The 26,203-nt window shown below is 42.6% G+C and carries 13 protein-coding genes and 2 pseudogenes; 9 read left to right on the forward strand and 6 right to left on the reverse strand.

Annotated elements, in window-relative coordinates; genetic code table 11:
- Positions 1-73: 73 nt before the first annotated feature.
- Positions 74-1,330 carry a LamG domain-containing protein gene (locus AC3CID_RS18380; protein WP_488527865.1) on the reverse strand — a complete coding sequence of 419 codons (1,257 nt, stop codon included), beginning with the start codon at positions 1,328-1,330 and terminating at the stop codon, positions 74-76.
- Between the two features lie 201 nt (positions 1,331-1,531).
- Positions 1,532-3,112 (reverse strand): sugar porter family MFS transporter, encoded by a 1,581-nt coding sequence (locus tag AC3CID_RS18385; protein ID WP_488527866.1) that lies wholly within the window; start codon positions 3,110-3,112, stop codon positions 1,532-1,534.
- Positions 3,113-3,421: 309 nt separating this feature from the next.
- Between AC3CID_RS18385 and AC3CID_RS18390 the strand changes: the two are divergent.
- Positions 3,422-3,973: pseudogene (locus AC3CID_RS18390) on the forward strand (IS5 family transposase); the annotation flags it as partial.
- A gap of 209 nt (positions 3,974-4,182) precedes the next feature.
- Here the strand turns inward: AC3CID_RS18390 and aldA (AC3CID_RS18395) are convergent.
- Positions 4,183-5,631, reverse strand: a complete 1,449-nt coding sequence (gene aldA, locus AC3CID_RS18395) for an aldehyde dehydrogenase (protein WP_474356637.1) — start codon at positions 5,629-5,631, stop codon at positions 4,183-4,185.
- Positions 5,632-5,935: 304 nt separating this feature from the next.
- Between aldA (AC3CID_RS18395) and AC3CID_RS18400 the strand changes: the two genes are divergently transcribed.
- Both AC3CID_RS18400 and AC3CID_RS18405 read left to right on the forward strand, forming a co-directional pair.
- A complete protein-coding gene (locus AC3CID_RS18400; protein WP_428785628.1) occupies positions 5,936-6,709 on the forward strand; it encodes an FCD domain-containing protein in 774 nt (257 codons plus the stop codon).
- Positions 6,710-6,854: 145 nt separating this feature from the next.
- A pseudogene (locus tag AC3CID_RS18405) lies at positions 6,855-8,033 on the forward strand (ISL3 family transposase).
- A 70-nt stretch (positions 8,034-8,103) separates the two neighbouring features.
- On the opposite strand, the gene AC3CID_RS18410 reads toward AC3CID_RS18405, so the two are convergent.
- The gene (locus AC3CID_RS18410; protein WP_488527867.1) at positions 8,104-11,373 is read right to left on the reverse strand and encodes an FG-GAP-like repeat-containing protein; all 3,270 of its coding nucleotides are present in this window, start codon (positions 11,371-11,373) and stop codon (positions 8,104-8,106) included.
- Between the two features lie 281 nt (positions 11,374-11,654).
- On the opposite strand from AC3CID_RS18410, the gene aldA (AC3CID_RS18415) reads away from it, so the two are divergent.
- The 6 genes from aldA (AC3CID_RS18415) to AC3CID_RS18440 all read left to right on the forward strand — a co-directional run bounded on the left by aldA (AC3CID_RS18415) (position 11,655) and on the right by AC3CID_RS18440 (position 21,707).
- Positions 11,655-13,097 carry an aldehyde dehydrogenase gene (gene aldA, locus AC3CID_RS18415; protein ID WP_488527868.1) on the forward strand — a complete coding sequence of 481 codons (1,443 nt, stop codon included), beginning with the start codon at positions 11,655-11,657 and terminating at the stop codon, positions 13,095-13,097.
- Between the two features lie 538 nt (positions 13,098-13,635).
- Complete coding sequence (locus tag AC3CID_RS18420; RefSeq protein ID WP_428785819.1) at positions 13,636-15,087, forward strand: carbohydrate porin; 1,452 nt, start codon at positions 13,636-13,638, stop codon at positions 15,085-15,087.
- A gap of 60 nt (positions 15,088-15,147) precedes the next feature.
- Positions 15,148-18,012, forward strand: coding sequence for a beta-galactosidase (locus AC3CID_RS18425; RefSeq protein WP_488527869.1), 2,865 nt, complete (start codon positions 15,148-15,150; stop codon positions 18,010-18,012).
- Positions 18,013-18,070: 58 nt separating this feature from the next.
- The gene (locus AC3CID_RS18430; protein WP_488527870.1) at positions 18,071-19,240 is read left to right on the forward strand and encodes a hypothetical protein; all 1,170 of its coding nucleotides are present in this window, start codon (positions 18,071-18,073) and stop codon (positions 19,238-19,240) included.
- 118 nt (positions 19,241-19,358) lie between these two features.
- Positions 19,359-20,213 (forward strand): diguanylate cyclase, encoded by an 855-nt coding sequence (locus AC3CID_RS18435; RefSeq protein WP_488527871.1) that lies wholly within the window; start codon positions 19,359-19,361, stop codon positions 20,211-20,213.
- A 15-nt stretch (positions 20,214-20,228) separates the two neighbouring features.
- Positions 20,229-21,707, forward strand: a complete 1,479-nt coding sequence (locus AC3CID_RS18440; RefSeq protein ID WP_488527872.1) for a methyl-accepting chemotaxis protein — start codon at positions 20,229-20,231, stop codon at positions 21,705-21,707.
- 300 nt (positions 21,708-22,007) lie between these two features.
- Here AC3CID_RS18440 and AC3CID_RS18445 read toward each other — a convergent pair whose 3' ends face one another.
- Together AC3CID_RS18445 and AC3CID_RS18450 are read right to left on the reverse strand one after the other, a co-directional pair.
- Complete coding sequence (locus AC3CID_RS18445) at positions 22,008-23,351, reverse strand: RICIN domain-containing protein (protein WP_488527873.1); 1,344 nt, start codon at positions 23,349-23,351, stop codon at positions 22,008-22,010.
- Positions 23,352-23,724: 373 nt separating this feature from the next.
- The gene (locus AC3CID_RS18450; protein ID WP_488527874.1) at positions 23,725-26,100 is read right to left on the reverse strand and encodes an alkaline phosphatase D family protein; all 2,376 of its coding nucleotides are present in this window, start codon (positions 26,098-26,100) and stop codon (positions 23,725-23,727) included.
- Positions 26,101-26,203: the final 103 nt, after the last annotated feature.

Consider the following 26,203-nt stretch of genomic DNA (forward strand, 5'->3'; position numbering starts at 1 on the left):
ATATCAAATCATAAACAAAAAATGCCAAAGCTTGTTTTGAGTCTCAAGCTTTGGCAAAGTGGATAATTCGGTGTTACTGAGCAACGGGTTTGAAGACACGGACCCAATCGACAAGCATAACGTTTTTACCAGAAGTATCGGCCAATTCATTATCCGTTGGATTGTGCTCCCACCAACTTTGGAGCTCATTATTTATAATGATGTCCATTGGTTTGTGGAAACCTTTGCCCTGTTGATAATTATAAGGGTCAATGACTGACGCTGGAGAGTGCTCACTGGCTTGTTTTAGGTAATCAAAATTAAAGTCATTACTATTTTGTTTGTAAACCTCGACCGCTTGATAACCGGTATTATCATTCATTAAGTCATTATTGCGATCCACTTTTGGATAAGTGTAATACCACGTTGGAGCACTCCCTGAGTACATTTTCGTCGCAAATGCATTGTTATAAAGTACTCGAACTAACTCACCATTAATGTAGTACTCAAAATGATAGGGGTTGACCCAATTCACACCAATTTGTATGTACTGACGGTCACCATTGTTCCAGGTAAATTCTCCCCAACTTTCATGGCCGCCCATATGATGATCATCATTTGAACCTTTCCACCAACTATTTTTATCACGAGGTTGATAATCGGTGAAAGGTTGTCGGATGAAAGAATGGTGGCTCAGATGGATGAACTTTGAAAAATAAGTATTGCCGTTTCCGCTGCCTGCGTACGATTCCAGAATATCAATTTCTTGAGTATCATCCGGGCTTAGTAACCACACTGCAGCAGCCAGAGAAATATCGGACATACTGACACTTGCTTCAACAAAGACAGGAAATTGCACTTGTTGGTTTGAAGAAATACACGCGGCATTTACACCAGGTTTATCTTGTTTATCGGTTCTATCACTTCGAGAGACATGAAACTCGGCTTTACCATTTTTGACCGTAACGTGGTCATGCTGCCAATACGTTGCGCCTGGACCATCCCAACTAGAATGATAAAAGTTGTACCATCGTCCATCTCCGAAATCTTTGCGTTCTGATGTGGCATCAAATTGGTATTGGAAATCATCAGACATATCGGTTTGTTCTTGCCATATTTGGTCTGTGCCAGCATAGGCAGGCACATCAAGGTTATGGACGTCCGATGGGTCTTGGGTAATAGACGCATAACCAAGTCTAGAAACATTTGTAATTGTCGTTGAACTATCAGGTCCCGGTTGAGGAGGCGTCACACCATTTTGTCCGTCAGGCTCAGTCGGGCCATCGCTTGAACCTCCACCGCAACCGGCAAGCATCGCTGCAATTGTTGTTAGCAAAAAAGTACGTTTCATTATTTCTAATCCCTTTAATATATGTCTTTTACTTTGTATTAGTATATACATTTCAACCAATGACCTTTGTGATCAACCAATTATGTTCAACTGGCAATCCAATGGGAGCGGATGTTATCGTCATTATTGTGAACTACCCGACGGTTTGTGCAGATAAAGTAAAGCTGAACCTAACGAAACAGCTTTAACATACTAATATATTTAATTTTGTTGGAGTTCCCTTTGAGTTTTTGAATTGGCTGACAATAATACTTCAATTTGCTCTATGGATTTGTCTTTAGTTTCCGGTAACAGTTTGGCGATGAGTAGCAAACCTATGCCACTGAATATGGCATACATGAAGAATGTATTAGCGGCCCCTAAATTGGCTAACTGCCATGGGAAGAATTGTTGAATCAGGTAACTGGCAATGCTAGTGACGATAGCGGAGACGGGTATGGCTGCGCTTCGGACTGAATTAGGAAATATCTCAGAGAAAAGAACCCACATAATAGGTCCAATTGAGATATGGAACGCAGCGATGAAACCAAGAATTCCAAATAAGATTAAATAGGAGTTAACGGTGATCGCTTTTTCAATAATGCTCGCTTCATATTGTACCAATTCAATCGAAGAGTAGACCTCTGACAAAGTATCTTTAAATTCAACATCACTGTTAAAGACGATTCCTTTCAGTGATGTGAGAGGGGCAACATCGATGGTTTCTGACAGTTGTTCAATGTTAGTGTTGGTTAGCTCAAACTTAGCACTATTGAAGCCATACCAACATGTAAGATGACTAAGAACTGCGCAAGTTAGACCAAGTAGTAGTAATGGGCGGCGTCCTAATTTGTCGATAAAAATTATCGCAATGATGGTAAATATGACGCTCGTTAAGCCTATATAGATTGCTTGCTGAAAGGCTACATTACCGCCAAATCCAACTTGTTCAAAAACCGTAGGCGCATAGAATAAGATAGCATTCATTCCCGTGATGCCTTGTACAATGGCGATCGTTACACCAATAATCAATGCGGTCCGATACTTCGGCGTAATAAGGCTTTTTAGTTGATGACCAAAGGCGGGTTGTTTGTCTTCTAGCATGGTTGCGTTGATTTCTTTCACGGTACCCATCAGTTCATCGGGCGTGTACAGTTTGCTAAGTACTTCTTTTGCTTCCTTAACTTTCCCTCTAGTGATTAACCAGCGAGGAGATTCTGGGACGGTAAACAATAGTCCAAACCAAAGGATTGCGGGAACAAGTTCTGACGCAAGCATAGTTCTCCAGATACCTTCTGATGAGAGAAAGTAGATGTTCTCAGAGACATTGATGACTAGGTAGTAGTTAATGAAGTAAGCCATGGATAAACCAACGACAATGTTAAATTGGTTACATGACACTAACTTCCCTCGTAGTCGTGAAGGTGCAACCTCACCAATGTACATGGAGGCTAAAGAGAGAGAACTAAAGGCAAGGCCGCCAATAAATCGCGCGGCGACTAAAACCTCATAATTGGTTGATAATGCGGAACCTATTGCGGAAAAGACATACAAGCCTGCAATAAGTATGAGGGTTTTTTTCCTCCCCCACGCGTCGGCTATTTTACCCGCGAAAAATAGAGCAATGATCGCACCAAGGCTTGGTGCACCTACCACTGTGCCGATCTGCAAATCAGACAAACCAAACTCCAAACTAATATAGCGAATGGTTCCTGATATGATTGCGGCATCAAGGCCAAAGACGAATCCACCCAGCGCTACAATCAGCGCGTATCGGATGGCATTTTTAGTGTGATGGTTCATTGGGTGTTACCTACGACAAAAAAAAGATAAACCAATAATCAACTAAAGGTAACCCAAAATCTGTATGATTGATCACGATTGGTCGATCTGTTGGGCTTTTTTTTGTTTTTTTATCAACCAATTATGGGCTTTGATAGAAAAACCAGCTCGGAGGTGGCTTATAGTGGAAGACCGAGATTATTTGACCGCCCCCGGCTGCCATGTCATGCCTAAGACGATTTGTTTTGAAAGCGCAACGAATACACAGTCGGGTGACGGGATATAACTACGATCTGAGCTCTTATGAGAGTACGGACGAGTATAGAAATTATAGCTATTGATTCTAAGGGCCTCAAAGTGTTCGGTGAAGGTGAATGGAAAGTCAGAAAACTCGGCTATGAAAAGCGAAGAACGTGGCGAAAAATCCACTTTGCTGTTGATGTAGATACACATGAAGTTATCAGCGCTGAGGTAAACCTAGTCAATGTAGGGGATAGTGAAGTACGACCAACACTACTCAACCCGCCTCGAAGGAAGTTTCACGCAGTTTCAGGTGATGGAGCGTATGATACGAAAGAGTGTCATAAGGTGTTGCAATGAACAGAGATAACTCCATTAATACCGCCCTGTAAAAATGCAGGGTATTGGGAAGGTGGACATGCAAGAAATGAAGCAGTACAAGCTTTAAAAGATGGTGCTTTAGTCCAATGGCAAGCAGGCTCTGGTTAACATGACCGCTCAATATCTGAAACAGCAATATCTCGATACAAAGGGTTAACTAATGGCCAATTAAGTTTGAGAAATTACAACGCTTAAGTTGGTGAAGCATTTGCGAGCGTCAAAGCCATGAACAACATAGGCCTAGGTATGCCTGTTAGAAATCGGGTGTATTTGGGTAATTTGTGGGTAAAAACGATGTTATTGTGCATTGCCCTGAAGTACATCAATTTGAAGAGACAACGTTGTATTTGTCATGTAATAATTATCATCTATTCGATGAAAATGAAGTTTGCATTAGTTGTTACTCTAAGAAAGCATCGGAATAGCGATGCTTTCTTTTTAAAGTTAGTTATTACTAAATAATGAACGAATTATTGATAATTGACGTACACAGTTTTTTTCTGCAAATAACCCTCTAAACCGTGTTTACCATCCTCTCCACCAATACCAGAGCGTTTGAAGCCAGTGTGGAATCCATTAAAAAGTTCGCCATTAGGGCGGTTGACATAGATTTCACCCACTTCAAGTTCATTCACGGCCTGCATGATTTTACGCATATCGTTCGTGTAAACATAACCTGAAAGACCTAAGTCGATATCATTAGCATACTCTAGAGCTTGCTCGAAACTGCTCACAGGCATTGCTGATACGATTGGGCCAAAGGTTTCTTGCTTCATGATATCCATGTTATTAGTCACATTGGTGATAATAGTGGGTGCGAACCAGTAACCTTTATCAAATGCAGCACCTTCTGGTTTACCGCCTCCCAACTCAATCACCGCTCCTTGTTCTTGAGCACGCTTAACCATACGAGTGAGGTTTTCGATTTCTCTCGCGTTGACTTTAGGGCCAATGTCGGTGGTGCTTTCGAGGGGGTCTCCTACAATGAGTTCTTTAGTTTTAGCAATAAATTTAGCCATAAACTCATCGTAAATGGCGTCATGAATATACATACGTTCGTTTGAGGTACAAATTTGTCCACAATTACCAAACCCAGACTTAACAGCAATATCGACAACATGATCAACGTCAACATCATCGAGAACGATAAATGGAGCCTTACCACCAAGTTCCAGATTAAGTGCTGTAATGTTCTCTGATGCCGAGCGGTATAAGATGGATCCTACTTCCGAGCTCCCCGTTAATGTGACAAGCTTTGTGATTGGATTACGAACCAATTCATCACCGACGACGCCGCCTTCACCAGAAATGATATTGACGACACCATTTGGAAAATCACATTCTGCAATGAGTTTAGAAAACTCCAATACGGCAAGTGGCGTATCCGCTGGCGGCATCACAACCATCGTGTTACCGGTGACAAGTGCATTACCTAGTTTTCTCGCCGCGAGTGCGAGTGGGTAGTTCCATGCGAGTAACCCAACAGTTACGCCAAATGGTACGCGCTGAATCCAGATTTGTTCGTCTTGATTCTCGCTGGTAAAGATTTCACCTTCGATGCGTCTAGCCGATTCTGCGGCATAACGAAGAAAGCCAACCGAACCTGCCACTTCGCCACGGGCATCAGACAATGTTTTGCCTTGCTCTGTTGTCAATAGCTTGGCAAATGACTCGGTATTTTCTTCTAACTTGTCCGCTAGTTTAGAAACATATTGCGCGCGAGTTTGAGCGGGAAGTTTTGCCCAAGGTTTAGCGGCTTTCTCACTAGACTCAAGCGCTTTCTGTGCGTCTTCTCGTGTGGCTTTTGGTGCGTAGCCCACGATCTCTTCGTTACTAGGGTTTATGACCTCAATGGTTTCTGAGTCGGAAGCTGGTAACCATTGACCATCGATGTATAGGTTGCTGTATAGAGTAGACATAAAGATCCTCGGAGAATACAAATAATATATAAAGTAATATAACGTAAATACCAACACTGGTAAACCAAATATTTACAGTGGTTGATGTTTGTTTGATTTGGCTAACGTATTTATGCCTTTATGTATCAGGTATGAGGGGGGGGTATGCAGTAATCATGGATAGTATATCAATCGTTAGTTTTAATGACTCTTCGAGTAGGTTTGTGATGGTGATGCGATAGATAAAGTACGCAACTAGTGGTGAAATTGGTAAGATTCAGATAAAATAGGTTAACAAAATAAACCTGACAACCTCGGAACAATGATGATTGAATCAAATAATACAAAACGACGGTACTATGATATCGGGTTGCAAATAGAAGAATTGCTTCACTCTGGTGTTTTTAAAGCTGGTGAGCGTTTACCTTCTGAACGTGAGTTAAGTGATAGATTTGAAACAAGCAGAGCGACGATTCGCGAAGCCATTATTATGCTCGAGCTGAAAGGTCTAGTTATTGTTAGGCAAGGCGCTGGAATTTATTTTATTGATTCTCCGGCAAAAGCTTCTAACAGTGCCTTTATTCCTAAAAGCGATATTGGCCCATTCGAGCTTTTACAAGCTCGACAGATTATTGAAAGCAGCATCGCTGGATTTGCTGCTACTCAAATCAAATTTAACGAATTGAGAGAATTAAAGAAAGTACTCAACCAGCAAGAAAGTGAGATCAACGGAGATAGTGAAAAGTTTGAACAACTTGATGAACAGTTTCACCACTTGATTTCCGAGTCAACTCAAAACCGTGTACTTATTCGTCAAGCCGCTGAAATGTGGAATACCGTGCGTATTAAAAACCCGTTATGGAGAGAGCTTAACCATAAGTATTTGCATGAAGAGCGTCTACAAACCCAATGGATTAATGACCATAAACGTATCCTGATGGCATTGCAAAAACGTTCGGCAGAAGAAGCGAAACAAGCGGTTTGGCAACATATTGAAAATAGTAAAGTTGAGTTGTTAAAAATTGCTTCGTCAGAAGGTGTTGACGAAGAGCTTGATGACTTTTTCTTTGCCCTTGATTTGGATATCGAGAATACTTGATGGCAAACAAACGATGTTATTAAAGACCTGCTGAGAGCGGGTCTTTTTTTGGTTCATCGCGGATTAGCGGGAACTAAAAACAAAAACGGTAGTAAGTGATATGGTTTAGTCGCCAAACAAAAATCATACACAAACTACCGTTTTCATGCCGAATCATACTTTCCTATCTTCATTCTAGGAAGGCTTTCAAGTCGTAAAGTCTCACCATACCCTTACTCTAAAACCTGACTCTCAGGCTAAATGCCTTTGCGGTCTCGAGGCGGAGGCTATCCATGAATATCAATGGCGTCATGTAAAAGATGCTATGTTGCTCGGTGTTCCTGTTGAACTCTCTGTTCAAACTCGAAGGATCAAGTGTCGTGACTGCGGCATAAAAACAGAGTCTTTATCTTGATTAGAGCCTTATGCTCGTATCACGAAGCGCCTAAAAAGCTATATAGAATAATTGCTACCTCTTCTTCCCATTAAACATATCTCCCAATTAACGAACGTTCATTGGTATACCATTAAAGAGATAGATAAACGCCAACTTCGACAAGTTATGCCGCCAGTCAAATGGGAGAAACTAAGGCAACTCGTCTTGGACGAGTTCGCCATCGTTAAAGGGCCTCGATATGCCACAGTCATCGCTGACGCTAAGACGCACCAAGTCATTTGGATAGGGTTAGGCCGAAGCCGTAAAGATATACGGCCGTTCTTCGAGCAACTCGGCAAGCATGGCAATAATATCGAAGCGGGCGCAATGGACATGAATACGGCGTTTGACCTTGAAGTTCAAGTGCACTGTCCGAACGAAAAAATCGTTTACGACTTGTTCCATGTTGTTGCTAAGTTCGGCCGTGAGGTAATGGATAGAGTCAGAGTCGACCAAGCAAACAAACTCAAGCAAGATAAAAAAGCGAGACAATGGGTCAAGCGCTCACGCTGGGTGTTGTTGAAAAATAGAGGCAATTTAAATACACGACAAGATAGCTATCTTACCGAAATATTGAATATCAATAAGGACTTAATGACCACTTATATACTTGGATCACAACTCAAAGAGCTTTGGTGCTGTGAGTCAGAAAGAGATGCTAAGGGGCTCTGAGAGGCGTGGTGGGCGCAAGTACAAGAGGGTGGAATCAAGCCATTGAAAGAGTTCGCACGGAAACTGAGTCCTTACCTTCACGGTATTATCGCATCGGCCAGTTACCCGTTAAACACCTGCACTCTTGAAGGGATAAACAACAAGATAAAGCTAATCAAGCGAATGGGGTATGGTTATCGAGATACAGACTACTTCTTCTTGAAGATAAAAGCGGCTTTCCCCGGAAAGCCGCGATGAAACAGAAAAAAGCCCCTCAATGGAGGGGCTCATAGCTTATAGCACGAGTGCAGTTATCCGTTACTGTATACTAACAAGGCGTTTCGTCATCGGCAGGGGTAATACAAACAGGTTGAGTTCCCCAGTCTTTCCTCTCTCCTTTATCGTTACTAAATTCTAAGAATAAATAGTAAAAGTCATTGCTAGGAAGATCTTTCGTCGGTACTAATCCATCGATCTGATAAGACGGCAAATCTAGAGAGTAAGTAACGGTCCCTGTTTGGCCGCCGATAGTTTCAGGTACTATGTCATACTGTACGCCAGTTCCTTTACCTGCATAGTCGTAAACAAGTGACCAGTTTGGTTTTTGAAGACGGCGTAGATAAATCTTAACCCCGTCAGGTGTGATACTATTTGACCCTGCGTTATAGTCAAATGTGACGTCCATAGGCTTATTGATTGGGTTTGCGCGCGTTTTGTATTTCCAATCGTTGTCTAACGCAATGGCGATCGCGACATAGTTTTCAGCATCCATTGTGATGGAGTCTTGAACTGCGCCTGGATTTTCACTGCCATTCGCTGTTGCGGTAATCGTAACACTACCCACACCCGTGCCAGATACTTCGCCTAACTCGGAAACAGTGGCCACAGCCGAATTCGACGACGTCCAAGTGATAGATTCATCATCAGGTTTTTCGGTTGCGTCACCTGAGGTTAACGTAGTGCTGAGCTGAATGCTTTGACCCACATACAGTTGACTACCATCGTGCTCTAGCGTGACGTCGGTGACGTAAATTGGATCAAACTGACCCACTGAAATACTAATGGTTTCACTCACGCCGTTTGCAGCTTCAGATGTCACCGTAATGGTGGCCTCTCCGTCTGCGAGTGCGGTAATTACGCCGGCGCTGTCGACGATTGCCACTGAAGTATTGTCGCTAAAGTAGGTGACTTCTGGTTTTGCATTTAACGGTGTAAATTCTGGAACGAGTGAATAGGTTTCGTTGACACGAAGTTTCTTCTCTGTACGCTCTAACGTAATGTCTGTTGGAACTGGTGCTAACCCATCGACGGAGTCGAGAGTGTCATTAAGGGCTGGAGCGATAAAGGTTACCGTTTCGCCGTTTCTCCAAGTGATGGTCGCCTTATCAACTTGCTCACTAGTACCAAGACCAAAATGTGTTAAGTTCATGACGCCTTGAGAGAAGGCTTCGCCACGTGAACCGACACGGTGAGATGGTGTTGTACCAGAAGCAGTTTCTAGAACAATACGGGCACCCAACGGATCAATGTTTGCAAACGGGCTGTAACCAACGTCAACATTGAGGTAGTTACCTTCATTGACCGTTGTGTTTTTGTATAAGTACCATTTTCCTTCTTCATTACTGCCGTTAAGTAAGTCAATTTGACCATTGCGGTTAAAGTCGAACGCTTGTCCCATATCGCCGTGACCTGGGTCAGTCACATCGTGTGCGCCGTGGATAGTCGTGGTTTCGAACTGCCCTTTACCATTATTGACCAGTAACAAATCGGAAATTCGCTCTTTTAAGAAACCATAACGATGAATAAAGAGATCATTCCAACCACTGTTATTGAAATCGCCGAATGTGACCCCCCAGTGGTTCCCTCCGGCTGGTACATTCCACTCTTGCGTAGCATCAACAAACTTATCGCCTTGGTTGATGAGCAGCATATCACTGACGTTACGGTTAGTCGGTTGCCACTCAGTTTCAACGCTGGTGACATTTTCAAGTGAGAAGGAAACGTTCCAATAGACATTTTGGGTTCTTACCCATTCCACTTTCCATTTACCGTTCCCGATGTTACCAATGTAAATACCATTTTGGTCGCGGACCTCAGGAAACCCCGTTGCATCTTCTGGTGTGACATCGAGAAAATGTGGCGCATCTTTCATGTCAGGATGGAGTTGACTGTCTTGGAAGCCTGTGGCGAAAACCCATTTTTTCTCTTTCGACTCGCCGAGGTAAATCGGATAGCCATCATCATATTGGCGATAAACGAGGTCGAGATCTTTCAGAGTCAACGTTGCGCCATCTTCGGTTGATATGTCAATGAGCGTCGTGCCTGTTTCACCATCATCACGTACATCGAATTTTGCAGAGCTCGGATTGAAATCATAAGATTTTCGCGACATTTGATATTCTGGAAGGCCACGGGACAAGTAGATATCAAATAACCCATCGTTATTTAAATCAACTTCTGCAGCGGCTTGAATCTGACTTAGACTTTGAGCGCTTTCCGGCAAACGTTCCTTAGACACGTCAGTGAAAGTAAAATCGCCGTTGTTTTTCCATAAAGAGAGCGGTGAAAATAATAGCAGGTCCTGCATTCCATCATTATCAAAATCAACAACAAGGACACGTTCAGATTGCGTCATTTCGATACTTGGAATACGAACTTGTTCGAAAGTGCCGTCTCCATTATTGCGGTAAAATAGTTGAACAGGACCGTCGTAATTAGGTGTGGTGGCGTTAACCAAAACGAGATCCAATAAACCATTATTGTTGAGGTCAACCCAACGTGGAGAGCGTCCGCGAGCGGGGGTGTTAATACCCCCATTATTTTCTACTTCAACAAACTTACCGTTTTCATGTTTAAACAAGATATAAGACGAAGGGCTTGTTCCGTTTGCGCCACCCATCGCCAGCATTAGGTCGAGGTTACCATCGTTGGTGAAATCCCCCAATGCAGTACCATGGTAGTCTTGGGCGTAAGGGAAGATAGGTTCAACATCGACGGTTGCGCCGGAGAAATTGGTTACTACCTGAGGAGCAATGTAGTTATGGTTATTGAGAATCGCATCATAATAGCCATTGCCACCAATATCCCCAATTGATGGACCACCATATTTGTATGTCACTTCGGTTTCCAGTCCGACCTCTGTTGACGCGTCTGTAAATTGCGGTAGTGTGACGTCGCCAAGTGGTGCTGCTGTCATCGAGTTAACTCTCACAGAGCCAGTTCTAACCGCTATGGTGAATGGCGTTGCATCGCCAGATTGAGCTGCGCTATCACTTAATTGAGTAATCAAACGCAAAGAATGTTCGCCAGAGCTTGGAATATCCACTTGATCTAAAAGAATGTGTTCGCCCTGAAGTACGGAAATAGAGGCATAGGCCGAGTCTATCGTCACGTTCAAATCAAAGGCTTGGAGTGATTCTGGAGAAGTAATGTCGAGAGCGACATCGATATCTTTACCTACTTCCGTTGTTGCAGGTAATGATACGGTTGGGTTTCCCCCTCCTGGTGGGACTTCATTACTGTCCGAGCTGCTTTTGCATCCTACCGCTGTTGCTATTGCTAACGCTAGGAAGCTATAGCCTATTTTGGTTAATGACATTTTTTTTCCTTTACTTGTCAAAGAGGTTTCGTTAGGTAGGCTACTTTTTCCTTGGTAATCGGTCTGTGATCTCGGTCTTTTGGTTTACCAAATTTAATTTTTAGTTCTCAATTACATGAGTTGGATCAACTTATTTTAAGGCTGAAGGAATTTTTTGATAAAATATTGCGGTTTTTTCGATAGTTTTTTGGGAGTGTGATGTAGGTTATTTGGAATTGGTGATTAGACTGTTATCTTTTGTTTAACCAATTTTTAAGTATTGAATACAAGGTGAGATTACGATGAAGTGTTATCAAATGTACGTGGGTGGCGAGTGGATTGATGCAACAAACCATCAAGTTGAGCAAGTCATTAGTCCGTCAACAGAAGAGGTCATTGCAGAGATTCAAAATGCTGACGAGGGCGATGCAGAAAGAATTCTTGAAGTAGCAAAGCAGGCTCAACAGTCATGGGCACAGACCCCCGCGAAACAACGAGCGGACATTATGCGTAAGTTTGCTCAATTGATTAGAGACAATAAAGAAAACTTAGCTGAATTGCTGGTTAAAGAGCAAGGCAAGCTGCATCGTGTCGCAATGGGCGAGGTTGAGGTGACCAGTACCTTTATTGAATATGCGTGTGATTGGGCAAGACAGATGGACGGTGACATTGTTCAATCCGACAATGCAAATGAGCAAATTATGATTCATAAAGTGCCCCGTGGTGTTGTTGTTGCGATCACGGCGTGGAACTTTCCGCTGGCATTGGCTGGTCGTAAAATTGGTCCAGCACTCATTGCAGGTAATGCCATTGTGGTCAAGCCAACATCTGAGACACCATTGGCGACACTCGAATTGGGATATCTTGCAGAGCAAGCGGGCATCCCACCTGGCGTTTTAAATATTGTCACCGGTGGGGGGCGGACGTTAGGCAATGCGCTTGTCGGCCATCGATTAACCAATATGGTATCTATGACGGGGAGCACTCCTGCCGGTCAATCCATTATTAAGGCGTCAGCTAACAATATGGCACATGTTCAGCTCGAGCTTGGTGGTAAAGCGCCTTTCATTGTCATGGAAGATGCCAACCTTGAACAAGCGGCTGCAGCGGCTCTACACTCACGTTTTGATAATTGTGGTCAAGTCTGTACCTGTAACGAGCGTATGTATGTGCACAGCGGGGTTTACGACGACTTCATGCGTATTTTTATGGATAAAGTGGCGTCAATTAAAGTGGGGGATCCAATGGATCCTTTAAGCGATATGGGACCCAAAGTGAATGCGCGTGAATTAGCGCATATGGAAAAACTTGTCGCACAAGCGATTGACGAGGGTGCGACGTTAGCTTTTGGTGGCAGCAAAATTCAAGGCGCTGGGTTTGAAAAAGGTTTTTGGTTCCAGCCAACGGTACTTACCGATGTGACTCAAACGATGACGATTGCACACGAAGAAGTGTTTGGTCCAATTTTGCCAGTCATTCAATTTGATACGTTCGAAGAAGTGATCGGTTATGCGAACGACAGTGACTATGGTCTTGCCGCTATGGTTTGTACGAATAATATGAAATATGTTAACCGATTATTGTCTGAACTGGAGTCTGGTGAGGTATACATCAACCGTGGTCATGGTGAGCAGCACCAAGGCTTCCATAATGGGTATAAATTAAGCGGTACGGGGGGGGAGGATGGTAAATATGGTTTTGAACAATATTTAGAAAAGAAAACATTTTACCTAAACTTTAACTAATTGATTGAAAAACATCAATATAAAGCCAGTTTTATTGTTTAATCAATAGCTGGCTTTTTTAATTGGATTCAGCACAACTACCTTAATAATGCCTTTTCCCCTCTCGTTTATTGACTCATTTGCTTCCTTTTTAATAAGTTGTTCGATTTTTGGTCTGCTGATTTATATGTTTTGTTATACCTTTTTGATACAACAGGTATTGATGTAGGTAACATTCAGGATTTGTAATAAAAAACGAATAAATTCAGTTAATTGTACGATTTTTTCCTTCGTGTTTTTATTGGTACTTTTGTGACTTATAGTGCTTTTTTTGCAATTTAGAGTTTCAAAAAGACGTTTGTGATCAAAATTTTCATATCAAAAAAAATTGTAAAAGCGAAATGCTACTTCCATCACGTTAAATTGGGCGACCAATAGATAGACTTGTCAACATTAAGAGGAGTATTGGTTAAGTGGTTTTGGCGACTGTTTAACATCAGATGTATTAGTTTCTCTATAAGTAAACCGATTAATTAACGACTTTAACGGGTAAATAAAAATGAAAAGGAAAATTCTTTCACTTTCTCTTGTCGCTGCAGCGGTAAGTAGCGTATGCGCGCCGGCAGTGGCGGGTGACGCAACGCATTTAGATGGTTTCAAATTTTCAGGCTACGGTCGTGCTGTTGTGGGTGTGACAGAAGATCAGCTTGTAAGTAAAGAAGCTGAACGTGCCAATAATGGTGTGAATATTATTCAAACTGCAGGTAACCCTTATAAACCAACTGGTAAGCTTGGAAACCAAGGCAGTCAAGCTGAACTCCATTTGGATTATGGCGTAAGTGCAAACGATATGAATTGGGTTACTCACGTAAATTTATTTACAGGTGCAAGTGATTATGAAGACCCATCAAAGCCACCATCAAATTACGTTTATCTTGATGAATGGTGGGTACATGGTACGGGTATTTTTGATAACAGCCCAAATGCAGCGCTTTGGATGGGTAAACGGTATTACGGCCGTTACGAAGCATCATTAAACTCATACCAACATGTTAACCAAGATGGTATTGGTGGTGGTGTTGATAACTATGATGTGGGATTTGGTCTTTTAGATCTTGGTGTAGTGAAGGATGGTTTTGGTGGCTCTACGCATGAATTCTGTGAAAAAGATTCACTAGGCCAGTGTAAATCCGATTCGGTTGAAGGCTATAGTGGCGGAAATGTTTCATTTCACGTAAACCTTCACAGCGTACCTATTACCGATAACGTGAAAGGAGACGTATTCGTAAATTACGGCCGCTACTTTGGTTCTGATTCAGATATGAAATCCCACATTTCTGGGGGGGAGTACACCCGTTCGGCACGTGAAGACAACCCCGATTCATATCAAGTAGGTTTTTCTCTTAAACAAGGCGAATGGGCAGATTTCAATCGATTACTTGTACGTTACAGTCACAAAACAAGTACTTCTATGACGCAATCTTGGCTACATCGTCCGAGCTATCAATATGGTGGCTTCTTTGACGGTATGCAAGAAATTACTGATTCGATTCGAGTTGAATACTTGCTGTCTCATGAAACTGCGTCTTATGGTGACGATGTACAAGATCTTGCGATTAACTGGGACTTACCATATGAAAGAACTACCTGGAATCAAGCTGTAGTTCGCGGCACTTATAAATGGAATCAAAAATTCTCCACAAAGCTTGAAGTGGCATACGACCAAATGGATTTTGAAGTGAATGCTACGGGTGCGGCGAAAGGGGGGGATGGTACTAATTCATCAGCAAAAGTGACATTAGCTCAAGATATCCATCTAGGCAATGGGTATTGGGACCGCCCAACGATTCGCTTGTTTGCCACTTACGGTCAGCTCGATACCAATACTTTAGCGTTCCAAAGCTTCGACAATGGGTATAGTGATTGGCAGGCTGGTTACAATCCATATATAACCGAAGTAGGTACTAAAAACGCGACAACTGTTGGCATTATGTTTGAAACCTGGTGGTAATGATTTTTTGTGTGGCAGTCTTCTCGGGTTGCCACCACTCTTCTTTTTAGGATTATAACGATGAATACAAATAAAACGAAAATAGCGGTTCTGCTATCAACGGTTTTAGTTGCAGGCTACGGTTGTAAGTCAATGCCAACCGATGATGTGATTTCTGATGAAAATGCAACAGATGTTGCTGCGGTCTACCCTGATTTCGAATCTGATAGTTTCTTTAACTCTGCACGTGCTGAGCACGCCAATACAAAAATTACGAACGAAATCGGTGTCACTGCTGGAAGTAAAGCATTGCAAATCAATTTTGATGCTGTTTCAGATGCGAACAAATACAAATACTGGCCTAACGTGAAGTTCTTCCCTGCGTCAGGTGAGTGGAACTGGAATGCCAAGGGTAGCTTTAAGGTTGATGTTACTAACCCCCTAGATACTCCTGCCAATGTGATTTTTAAATTGGTTGATAACGTAGGGCAAATGGGCGCGGAAACGAATCAACTAAACTATGCGGTTAATATTGCGGCGGGTGAAACTCAAACTGTTGAAATGTTATTTAACGGTGGCGTTCGTAAGTTAGATGGATATTGGAATGGTGATAATCTCAATCTAAGAAAATTAGTTGAGCTTCAAATCTTTGTTCAAGGTCCTGCTGATAGTCAAAGTATTGTGTTAGATAATCTCGAGTTAGTGGATGCGACAGGCGATTTTGTTGCCGCTGAAGAAAAAGTAGTTGAGGCAGGACCTGTACCAACAGTGGCTGCAATAACTAGCTTTGAAAGCGGTGAAGAGACGTTTGTGAGCGCAGAGCGCAGTAATTCTACTCAAACACGCATTGTCGACACGACAGATGGAAAAGGCTTGGAGGTTAAGTTCTCTTCAAGCAATGCTTATCCAAACGTGACATTTATGCCTGAAACTCCTTGGAATTGGTCTGATAGAGGTGACTTTAATTTAGCTTTTGATATTGAAAACCCAACAGATGACGCTATTCAAATGTTTGTGCGTGTTGACCAAGCAGAAAATGCGAACTGGGGTGGTACCGCTGATGGTGTTACTGACAGTATGTCAAGTTACATGACTATCCTTCCAGGTAAAAAATCGACGTATTATATGTCGCTTCGAGAACTCGAAGGTAATATGACTTCTGGCATGCGAAGTGAGCCGCCAAAACTCTCTTATGATGCACAAGCTATCAGTTATGGATGGGGTGAAACAGGCTTAGATGTTTCTAATATCGACAATGTACAGCTCTACCTGCAAAATCCGACAAAAGATGCAAAGATTGTTGTTGATTCCATTCGACTGGTACCCAATTTAGATGCAGACACATCACGCTATATGGGGATTGTTGATCAGTATGGACAGTTTACCGGGGATGAGTGGCAAGAAAAAATTCACTCTGATGAGGAGCTAAAAAAGGCAGGTAAGGAAGCACTTGCTCAACTTGGCAATGTTAAACCAATGGCTGATCGCTGTAAATTTGGTGGTTGGAAAGACGGTCCACGTCTAGAAGCAACCGGCTTTTTCCGAACTGAGAAAGTGGACGGGAAATGGACGATGGTTGACCCTGAAGGGTGCATGTTTTTCATGACCGGACTCGATAATGTTCGAATGGATGATACAGTGACCATTACGGGAATCGACTTTGCTGATAAGGATACAAAAGAAGGTCGTGTTGTAGCGTCTGAGCTAAGACATTCAATGTTTGAGTGGCTACCAGAAGAAAACGATCCACTTGCGGTCAATTATGATTACGCAGGATGGATTCACTCTGGTGCTCTTGATAAGGGGGAAGTATTTAGTTTTTACCGTGCGAACCTAATGCGTAAATACGATACTGATCAAGCGCAAGCCATGAGTACCTGGAAAGATGTAACACTTGATCGCATGGTGGATTGGGGCTTCACTACTTTGGGTAATTGGATTGATCCCATGTTCTTTGGTTCAGAGCGTGTAGCGTATGAAGCACACGGCTGGATCCATGGCGATCATAAACGAATCAGTACCGGTAATGATTACTGGGGACCGATTCATGATCCATTTGACCCAGAGTTCAAAAACAGTGCACGTGACATGGCGGACGAAGTCGCTTCTCGGGTTAAAAATGATGATCAGTGGTTAGTCGGTGTCTTTGTTGATAACGAAATTAGTTGGGGCAATGTCATGAACGAAGCAAACCATTATGGTTTGGTTGTGAATGCGTTGGCCTACGATGCAAAAGAAAGCCCAGCTAAAAAAGCGTTCGCTGATTACCTTAAAGCAAAATACGAAACCATCGCAAAACTTAATTCCACATGGGGAAGTAACGTTGCTTCTTGGGCCGCGTTCGATAAATCCTTCGATCATCGTTCAGCGTTGACTGCAGGAATGAAAACGGATTATTCAGAAATGCTACAGATGCTGTCTGAAAAATACTTTTCAGTTGTTCGTGGCGAAGTTAAACGCGTGCTGCCGAATCACCTTTACCTTGGCGCTCGTTTTGCCGACTGGGGTGTGACACCAGAAATTGCTCGTGGTGCGGCTAAGTATGTGGATGTGATGAGTTATAACTTGTACGCTAATGATTTGAATGACGGCAAAAAAGCCCATTGGAAAAAGTTGCTTCCAGAGCTAGATAAACCAAGTGTGATTGGTGAGTTCCACTTTGGTGCTACCGATACTGGTTTGTTCCATGGCGGTATTGTCACGGTTTCTAATCAACAAGAACGTGCTGAATTGTACACCAATTACATGGACAGCATCGTTGAAAATCCATACTTCGTTGGAGCCCACTGGTTCCAATACCTAGACTCTCCGGCGACTGGTCGTGCTTGGGATGGTGAAAACTACAACATTGGTTTTGTGACGATTGCGGATGAGCCTTATGTAGAGCTTATCGATGCAGCGAAACAGTTCAATGCGGATCTTTATGACAAGAGATTCGGGAAGTAACGTGCATTTAGGTCGGTGGCGGAAACGTCATCGGCCCTTTTTATAAAGGATGATAACAATGAACACATTTAAGGTTAGTCTGCTAGCCTCTCTTATTGGGCTATCGAGCAGTGCGTTTGCTGCTGAAACAATCGTGGAATCGTTTTCAGGTGAAAACATGGTAGTCGGTGCTACCGTCGACAGTGATTCAGCCGTTACAAATATTGTGTCTGATAGCTATTCAAGCGATGGCGATGACCGTTCATGGCAAATTAGTTTCACTTCATCGTATCAAGGTAACACCATTTGGGGTGAATGGGATTGGAGTAACGAAGAAACGTTTAAAATCGACGTCCTAAACGATACAGGCTCGGAGCAACAGGTCACTATCAAGCTGATTGCGATGAATACGGATTGGACTGATAGCTATAACTTATATGGGGGGGCAACGTTAGCGTCGAGTGATCAAGCGCAAACTGTCGAGATCGATCTTAATTCAGCGACTGCAGGGGAGAACTTCTCTAAAACTGGCGTTGGTGGCATCCAAGTTATGTTAGGTACGGACCCAGGAAGTACTGTTGATGTTTATTTTGACAATATTCGAGTGGATGACGGTAAAGACGAGCCTGTTGAACCGGCACCTGAAGAAGTCGTCGTTGAATCCTTTGCCGGATACACGATTGGCGACATCGTAGATAGTGGTGCGCCGTCTCCGAGCAACCTAGTTTCTGGTGATTATTCAACGGATGAGGATGGCCAGTCTTGGCACATAGTTTTTGATGATGCGTTACAAGGCACAACGCTTTGGGGGGATTGGAGTTGGAGTGATCAAGATACTTTTAAGGTCGATGCGATTAATACGTCTGATCAAGCGCTTAATGTTACCGTTAAATTGATTTCAAAAGACACCGACTGGACAGAAAGCTATAACCTTTATGGCTATGGTACGCTCGCTACTGGCACCGATATTCAAACCATCGATATTGATTTGAATAGCGATTCGGCAGGGCCTGACTTTACCAAGGCCGCTGTTGGTGGTATCCAATTAATGTTGACTGATGCTCCAGCAAGTGAGGTGTCAATTTACTTCGATAATATTCGTGTCGCTGAACTTGAAGATGGGACAATCCCACCGAATCCAGGTAATCCTGATCCTGATTACCCAGAGATTATCGGTGAAGGAGGAAGCTTTGGTAGCTTTGGTTTACTGATTGTGTCTGCTCTAGCATTATTACGCCGCAGAAAATAAGTAATACGGAGACAGTCATTCGACTGTCTCCCCTTCGAACGATAGTTCACAAGTCAATCTAGCATTGGCATCTTAAATCGCATTCTTTCAGAAGTAATAAAAATAAGCGGTGCGTTACATGAACGTAAGTTATTATAAAAATAGGTTAGTGATAGTGCTAATTATTATTTTGTTTCCATTCAATTTGCATGCGGAAATAAAAACACCGATGGTCTTTCCTGGGAGAGATACTCTTATTTTGGAGCTGGTCGAACTCGCATTACAAAAAAACTCCGCATCACAAAACATTAGCCATGCAACGGAATATTTATCAGATGCAAGGTTGGTTGAACAAGTACGTAATGGCAATATTGATCTAATGTGGGCCGGAGCTTCTCAAGATTTACAAGATCAATTGCAAGCTATTAAGCTACCCATTTTCAAAGGCCTTGCCGGTTATCGTACTTTTGTAATTGAAAAAAATAGTCAATACAAATTTTCAGGTGTTAAAAATATTAATGACTTAATGGCCTTGAAGGCGGGGTTAGGGCGCTCTTGGTCAGATACGAAAATCCTTGAAGCTGCCAATCTTGATGTCGTTAAGCCAGTCAAGGCTGAAAGTCTTTTTCATATGGTTGAAGGTGACCGTTTTGATTACTTGCCTCTTGGTGTCCATGAATCACATGGTGTTGTGCGTGATCAACATGATCTGAATCTTGCAGTTGAAAATAACATCATTTTGGTTTATCCATCCGCAATGTACTTTTATGTATCAAAACAAAACTCGGGTCTTTACCAAGCACTTAATAATGGATTGGAAATTGCAATAAAAGACGGTAGTTTTGATGAGGTTTTTTATAATTCAGAGCTTATAAAAACCACTTTTAAATCAAGTAAACTCACTGAGAGAACGGTAATTAAAATAGACAATCCATACCTACCTAAAGATGCGCCAATTGAGCGAAAAGAACTTTGGTTGGATATTAACCGTTAATATAAGGATGAGAAAATGAATAATAGTTTAAGTAAAGTACTCTCAGCGTTCCTTATTGTGGTTGGCTTAATTGGGATATTGATAGGTGGTGGAACCAGTTATTTTACAGTGAAAGATCGACTGGATACCGCGTACGCTCAAGATGTTGAATCAACAATGGGTTTGGCGGATGCGGCATTGGTTGAAGCAATTTTTGCGTACGATTTTGAGCAAGCTCAAGCGGTAACGGATGCATTGATTAATTCCGATATCTTGCGTTCTGTAATAGTCGTTGATCAAAGAGGTAAGGCGATAGCCAGTTCGGGTGCGTCAGTCACTAATTTGGTTAATACAGAACATGCCGTTGTGCGTGGTGACGCGACGATAGGTACGATAACCTTTCAATTTGATCCAGCGACCATTAGCATCAACATGCAAAATGAAATGTTGTTAATGATGTTTGGTATTGTGTTGGTATTAGTGTTGGTGATAGTCAGTGTATATTTCTTTATGCGTTCACTGGTTATTCAGCCCATCGATGACGTGACGACGTCGCTGTATCGACTGTCGACAGGGGATGCCGATCTATCGCAACGTATTGAAGTAACTAGTAACAATGAGATTGGACGGTTAACGAAGAATTTTAACCACCTCATGGATAACCTCATGGACATGATAGGCGGAGTCGCTAATATTAGCGTTAACATCGGCGATATTTCCAATTCGTTGACTAAAGTAGCAGGGCAATCACAAGATGATGCTCACGCACAACAAGCATCAATGCAGACGGCGGCCTCGTCACTTGAGGAGATCAGCGCTTCAGCTGAAGATGTGTATCGCAATGCTGAAGCGACGTTGGCGAAAACACAAGAGGCTATTGATTGTGTGGAAGAAGGTGGGCGTTTAGTTGAACAAAACGGAACCTTAGCTACGAATCTCTCAGAGCAAATTAGCGAAACGTCACAACGAATTGATGATTTAATCCAATCGTCTTCAGATATTGGTTCGGTAGTCGAGGTGATTTTAAGTATCGCAGAGCAAACAAACTTATTGGCTTTGAATGCTGCTATTGAAGCTGCGAGAGCTGGTGACCAAGGGCGAGGCTTTGCAGTCGTTGCCGATGAAGTGAGAGCACTTGCACAAAAAACACAAAACTCAACATCAGAAATTGAAACTATCGTCTCAAGCTTACAATCTAATGCTAAGAGTGCGGCTGATTCTATGGAAGAAAGTTTGGGGTCATCTCAAAAAGTAACGGCAGCAGCGATGACGCTATCAGCGAATTTACAGAGCATTTCGATGAACATTGAGTCAATCAATAGTATGAACAGTGAAGTAGCGGTCGCGACTAAACAGCAAAGTGAAGTGACAAAGACGATTGCGGTTAATATCGATGAACTGAATCAACTGTCCGCGTCTTTATCATCCAATGCGACGAACGTGAATGTAAAAGTGGAAGAGCTTCAAGGTGTGAATCATAGTTTAACGACGAATATCGGACGTTTTAATATGTAGTTCTTAAATTACCCTATTTTTCTTCTGTTCATAAAGTGGCGTTTACGCCACTTTTTTTGATAGAACCTTAAGTGAACTTGGACAATGGCCTATGAGGTACCGTTGAACGACATAGTGCTATGTATGTCGAAACCTCAGCGTAGTATTTAATAGCTAAGCGTTAATGACTGAAAATTCAAGTGTTTTAACTAGAATAGGTATTTAAAATTAAGTTGTCACAAATTAAAGGCAATAAAAAGAAAGTACATTCATTCAATAAATATGAAATGAATGTACTCACTAGGTTAAATTAAGAACAAATTACTTAAACGTCAAGCGTTGATTATTTCCACCGTCACAAGACGATTGAACAATCTGACCTCCATTAGAGGTTTGGTTATTAGCAAGTTCAAGGCATTTTCCTGTCTTCTTATTCCTTAACTCAAAAGAGTCACTTCCTTTATCAAACAAGGTCCAAAGTTGATTCTCTTCTGCTGCGTTACAAATATACTGTTGGATGGTTGCACCATCTTGCCACTGAGACGAATCTGGTTTCAATTCAACACATAATTGGCTCTCATCTGACTGAAGCAAATACGCGCCGTCCGATAATGGGGTGAAAGTGAAGCGCTGGTTAGTGTTCGACGTATTGCATCCCCATTGTTGATAGGTGCTGCCATTCCAAGTCGCGCCATTTTTGACATCGAGGCATTTATTGCTATGGATAAATTGTAAGCTAGTAGAACCACTAGGAGGGATAATGCCATTATTATCACTGTCTCCCACTGGCTTATAAACACGAATCCAGTCAACGTACATCTTGTTTTTAGAATTATCGGCAAGATCCGCATCAGAAGCGATGATCCCGGCTTCTGAACGCCAAGAATGATCTTCTGTATCAAGAATAATGAACATCTCTTCGTCCATATTGAATTGGCTCTTATCTAGAGTTTGTCCAGTGTAATCTTTGTCCTTCATCAACACTTGTTCCCACGATCCTTTTGGGGTTTGTACGCCATCAATATAGAACGTCACTTCTGTTGGACTTTTCCAATAGGCAGCAAAGCGGTGGAAACCGTCTCTCCAATAAGTTCCCCAACTTGGTTCATTGTGTGTTTGGTCATTAAAATCACTTTTAATCGTATTATCTGAGTTTCTTAAAAAGACATGAAAGTTGGTTGACATGTTTTTTGCAAACCATGTATCTGCTGCACCGCCATAAACTTCTAAAATATCAATCTCACGCTGATCATTTTCACTTAATAACCAAAAGTTTGAGGATAGTTCAAGGTTACTCACCTTAATATTAGCCTCCATAAAAATTGGATACTTTACTTTCGTTTTAGAAGTAATGACGCCAGCGTTCACTTGTTCTGTCCCTTGGCGACGCGATGCACTGATAATTAGGTTACCATCCGAAACCCATGACTCATTCGGCTGCCAATACGTTAATCCAGGGCCTGTCCAACCATGAAAATAGGTGTCGTTCCACTTGCTAGAGAAGGTGGCATTTTTACCCGAGTAGTTAAAAGAATCGGAATAGGCTTCTTGCAACTCCCACTGTTGGCCGTTTTCCAACTCTGCGGGAATAGGAATCGAATCCCAGTCATTAGCAAAAGCTGGATTCACGGCAATGGTCAGCAGGGAGAGTATTGGTAATTTCATTATTCATCCTTAAAAATGTTAAGTAAATAGGAGTGGTTCTGGATGTATTGCAATCGAAATGTTTGCAAAGTAATAATATAGTTCAACCAATGTCTAGGTTAGTGATCCAATATCTAACTTTGGTTAACAGTTGGGTGCCCATCCTGAATTTGTTGTAGAAGTGAGAAGTAGCGCTCATATCCATATCATGCACTTCCCAAGAGGGTATCGACAGAAAACGGCTATTGGTTGATTTAACCTTATTTAGTGAACGAGGTGAGGGGGCGGGCTTTGTTTGGGGAAGGTGTATGGGCTAATTCATGCCGTTGAATGAATAGGAAAGAAAAAGCTCATCTGGCGGATGAGCTTTTATACAGGCTGCCATCGACGCTATTTAACGGATGACATTCTCTCCACGGTTTTCTTTTTGCTCAATGGTGATAGGCCAGCCATCATAGATATTATCGAGTTCAGGATTGGTGACATCCGCTAAGAAACGATAGGCAGTACAATGGTAAGTGCGTTTATCTGTATTAAATTCGATGAAACCGAATCCACTTCCTTTTTCCTGGGCTTTGACGTAACGGTTTGTTGATTGACCGATGACAGGGTTCGCGACTGCATACACGTAGTTTTTGGTTCCAAAGGCATCAAGTGATTCACCGGTATGGGGAAGTCCATGAGCGGGTGGGTTATCGGTTGGAATACCGACTGATTCTGGGATCCAAAAGCGTTGCCAACCAGCGGCAATAGCCGGTACACAGAACGCCCAGTTTGCGTCACGTTGCTTCTTGACCCCATATTGAGAGATAGAGGCAAGATGGGTGTCACCACAGATATGAAGTGCCATTGAGTCACGGATGAGATTGACAGCTCTGTCACGACCTGAGGCTGGCCAACCATTGCCATCAAAATCATATTTTAGGTATTTATCCGGCCCCCCGTTGTGTGTCGCTAAGCTCGCAAATACGGTTTGACTAAGCAGTGCTTTAAGCGTGTGTTGATCCCATTGTCCACTCCATTCGGTTAGGAAAGTTTCTTGGGTTGGACCGAGCAGCTCTAATCCTTCTTCATCGAGTGATGGGTTAAAATACAGTGGGTCTTCGTCTCTGCCTGTGATTCCTACGAGTGCCTCGACACGATCTGGCCCGCTTTTAAATTGACGGTCAGAAAGAACAGCAAAACTTACATTACTGTAGAGCAGTTCACCAAAGTACGCTTTGATGCCATTTTTAGCCTCAACTGGGGCGGAGTTATAAGGGGTTGGATGATGTGAGGTATGAGTATCGTGCACAACATTAACGAAGCGTGGTGACTGAATGTATCCAGTCAATACCGACGCACTAGGGTCTTTTTCAGGGTTTGCCATAATCGCTCCGCCGTCACCCCACATATTACCTTGTAAGATGTCGTGGTCATCAGGGATACAAATCGTAGGCGCTAAGCTCATCGACTTTCTGAATACCCAGCCAAATTGATAATACTTTCTTAAATAGTTAAGGATCGCTTTATCATCTGGCGAACGAATTACACCAAATCCGCCATGGCTTTCATAAAGTTGATCACCAGAGAAGAATAATAGGTCGGGTGCAAGAGCTTCAACGTTTTTGGCTAAGGGAGCATAAGGGTAGGCGTAGTCATTTTGACAAGTAAACGCTGCCATCCGCAGTGGGCGCCCTTTGGGCTCTGCTTGAATTTCGCCAGGCCAAACATCAATCGTTTCACTGCCATCTTTGTGCTTTTCGGGATAAACCACTCTATAGGATGTGGTCTGTGATGCATCCCAGTTTTCTATTTCAAAATTAGCATACCAACTTTCTGTGTTAATTGTGGCTTTTGAGGCGGTTTCCCATTTATCCTTGATAAGTAGTTGTAAGGAAACATCCTGATTGTCTTGACTACCCATTGGGCCAACAAAAGCGGTCATTTTCAGAATGTGCCCCTGATCGCTGCGTGAGTTATGGAGCGTGTACATACTCCATAAAATAGGTCCAAATCGATGTGACTCATTAACGGTAAACGCCGCCCCTTTTATCTGCCAATTGTCGAAACGGTAGCGGCAACCTTGATGATCTTTGGCAATGGTATTGCCATACGTTGACTCAATATTCGCGTTGCTGACGACTGCGATATTACCCAATAATTCGTCATTAGATGCGATGGCATTTACGGTACCAAGTATCTCTTGACTATTCAGTGTTTTGGCTGTCAGTGTAACGGTGACCGCACCTGCGACTGCTGTTGCTTTTAAGTGAAGAACAATAGATTCATCGGTGGTAGGCGCATTTAGTTTGACTGACTTGTTGCCTAGAATGAGTTGTTTTTTTGTGTACAGAGCATCAAAACCTTGTTGTACGAAACAGTTGCTGCGATAGTCATTCAGTTCACTTCGCACACCAATGCGAAAGCCTGCTCCGCCATCTTGTGCTTGAACATCGATTCGTTTCACGACGACAGACATTTCGAAGCCTGCGGTTGGGGTCGTCAATTGATGAGTGAGTAGATGCACACTTCGGTTTCCACCACGGCTTAATACTTCTACACCGCCATCCTTGATCATCCAGTCTTCCATTGGATTCGCCCAATAGTGCCCGCCAATCCAAATTCTATCGTGTGTATTCTGCCAACTGTCTTTAAGGTCAACCAAAGTGCTCGTCTGTGCTTCCTGAGTGGAAGCTAAGCTGCCATTGCTATGTACAGAAAGCCCTCCAACAACCAATCCTGCTCCTGCAGCTTTCAAAATATTACGTCTTGAGACACCTATGCTCATATGAAACATCCTTTTAGGTAAATGTATTACCACTAAAGATTAACCAGTGATGATTTTGGTTGATATTTATGTCAGTGGGTTTTGTGATCAAAGAGCGGAATTA

This window comes from Vibrio sp. QJM3NY_21, assembly GCF_057785975.1.